Origin of the sequence: uncultured Thiohalocapsa sp., from assembly GCF_913062725.1 — a bacterium.
In the GTDB taxonomy this organism is placed as follows: Bacteria; Pseudomonadota; Gammaproteobacteria; order Chromatiales; family Chromatiaceae; genus Thiohalocapsa.
Genome location: NZ_CAJXWY010000131.1, coordinates 1 through 2,325 on the forward strand (window position 1 = coordinate 1; position 2,325 = coordinate 2,325).

At 69.2% G+C, this 2,325-nt stretch carries 3 protein-coding genes; all 3 read right to left on the bottom strand.

The features are described from left to right. On the bottom strand, positions 1-518 hold a 518-nt coding region (locus QZ588_RS18040; RefSeq protein ID WP_295544499.1), incomplete at its 3' end, for a TIGR00730 family Rossman fold protein. A gap of 53 nt (positions 519-571) precedes the next feature. Continuing rightward, the gene (locus tag QZ588_RS18045) at positions 572-1,153 is read right to left on the bottom strand and encodes a DinB family protein (protein WP_295544501.1); all 582 of its coding nucleotides are present in this window, start codon (positions 1,151-1,153) and stop codon (positions 572-574) included. A gap of 95 nt (positions 1,154-1,248) precedes the next feature. Continuing rightward, positions 1,249-2,325, bottom strand: a 1,077-nt coding sequence (gene glnS / locus QZ588_RS18050; protein WP_295544503.1) for a glutamine--tRNA ligase, incomplete at its 5' end; no start/stop codon positions are given.

Consider the following 2,325-nt stretch of genomic DNA (forward strand, 5'->3'; position numbering starts at 1 on the left):
AAGGCATGCAGCTTGCCGGTCTGGATCAGCGTGAGGGTCTCGAACAGCTCGTCCATGGTGCCGAAGCCGCCCGGCAGGAAGACGAAGCCGGACGAGTACTTCACCAGCATCACCTTGCGCACGAAGAAGTAATCGAAGGTAAGCACCCGGTCCAGGTAGGGGTTCGGGTGCTGCTCCACCGGCAGGCGGATATTGCAGCCGACGCTGTGGCCGCCCGCCTCCTGCGCACCGCGGTTGGCGGCCTCCATGACCCCGGGTCCGCCGCCGGTCATGACCGTGAAGCCGGCGGTGGCCAGCGCCCGACCCAGCGCCCGCCCTTGGGCGTACCAATGATGGTCTTCGGGAAAGCGTGCGGAGCCGAAGACGGTCACCGTGGTGCCGAGCTCGTAGAGCGCGCGGTAGCCGTGCACGAACTCGTTGAAGACGCTCACGGCGCGGTCGAAGTCCGCAAGCAGATCGTCCGGCCCCCGCAGCAGGTCCGACTCGCGGCTGGCCGGTAAGCTGGCGTCGTCCTTCATTCCGGCGGTGCAGGTCAGGTCAGCGGCGTTATCGGGTTGCGCCCACGGCGCCGTCAGTGCAGGGCGCGGAGGATGCGCTGGACGTGGCGGCGGTGGACACTGTTGTGCACCGCGGCCAACGCGTGCCATTGCGCCGCCGACAGCTCGCCGAACCAAGGGTGCGGATAGCGGATGCCGGCGCGCAGGTTGCCGAGCTTGTCCACCATGTCGGTATAGCGCTCCACCACGTTGGCAAGGTCCGTGATCTGCTCCGGTCCCGCCTCGGGCACGGGCTTGAAGTCCTCCACCCGCACGGCGTCCGGCACATCGAGCCCGGAGTACAGCCGCGGCAGTGTGGCGGCGATGGCGGAGTTGACGATGACCAAATGCTCCAGCGCCATGAAGATGGACCAATGGCGGCTGCTGTCCTCGATGCCGAAGAAGCGGCCCACCAGCACGCGGCGGCGCCCTTGAGCCTCGTCCACGCTGCGCCCGAGCGCAATGGCGCGCTCACCCTCGCGCCGGAACAGCTCCGTGATCCGGTCCTTGGACAGGAAGTTGGCGGCGGCGCGGATGCCGGCGCCGATGAGCTGGCGCTCGTGCCAGGGAATGCCCGCGCCGGGCGGGTCGAGCTGGGGCCTGTCGGGGACGCTCATGGCCTGTCTCCATCGAATGCTGGTGCGGGCGCCGCGGACTGTCGGCGCCGATCAGGGTCGGCCGGTGCGCTCGGCTGCGCACCGGCCGCAGGGGCTCAGGCGCCGCCGGCCGCCTGCTGCTTGCCCCAGGTGTCGCGCAGGGTCACGGTGCGGTTGAAGACCTGATGACCGGGGCCGGCGTCGGCATCCACCACGAAATAGCCCTCGCGCTCGAACTGGTAGCGGGCGCCCGGTGCCGCGGCGGCGAGTGCGGGCTCCACCACACACTGCGTCAGTGTGGCGAGCGCCGCCGGGTTCAGGTCCGCCCGGAAGTCCCGGCCACCCGTCCCGGGCTGGGGCACGCTGAAGAGCCGGTCATAGAGGCGCACCGTCGCCCGCACGCCATGCGCCGCCGAGACCCAGTGGATCACGCCCTTCACCTTACGGCCCTCGGGCTTGCGGCCCAGGGTGTCGGGGTCCACCGAGCAGCGCAGCTCCGTCACCTCGCCCGCCGCGTCCTTCACCACCTCGTCGCAGCGGATCACATAGGCGTTGCGCAGTCGCACCTCGCCGGCGGGCACCAGCCGCTTGAAGCCCTTGGGCGGATCCTCGGCGAAGTCCTGCCGGTCGATGTAGACCTCGTCGCCGAAAGGCAGCATACGGCTGCCCATGTCCTCACGCTTGGGATGATTCTGCGCCGGAATCTCCGCCGGGGCGGCGTCCGGCAGGTTGGTGATCACCACCTTGAGCGGGCGCAGCACCGCCATGGCCCGGGGGGCGTTGTAGTCCAGATCGTCGCGGATCGCGCTCTCCAGCATGCCCATCTCCACCAGGTTGTCGGCCTTGGAGACACCGATGCGCTCGCAGAATTCCCGGATCGCCGCGGGCGTGAAGCCGCGCCGGCGCAGCCCGGCGATGGTGGGCATGCGCGGGTCGTCCCAGCCGCTGACGATGCCCTCCTCCACCAGCTGCGTCAGCAGCCGCTTGCTCATCACCGTGTATTCCAGGTTGAGCCGGCTGAACTCGATCTGCCGCGGCTTGCAGGGCACCGAAACATGGTCCACGCACCAGTCGTAGAGCGGGCGATGGTCCTCGAACTCCAGCGTGCACAGGGAGTGGGTGATGCCCTCCAGCGCATCCGAGATGGGATGCGTGTAGTCGTAGGTCGGATACAGGCACCACTCGCTGCCGGT

Excerpts from the sequence above, each read along its gene's own strand:
- QZ588_RS18045 (WP_295544501.1), bottom strand. The coding sequence starts at position 1,153 with ATGAGCGTCCCCGACAGGCCCCAGCTCGACCCGCCCGGCGCGGGCATT.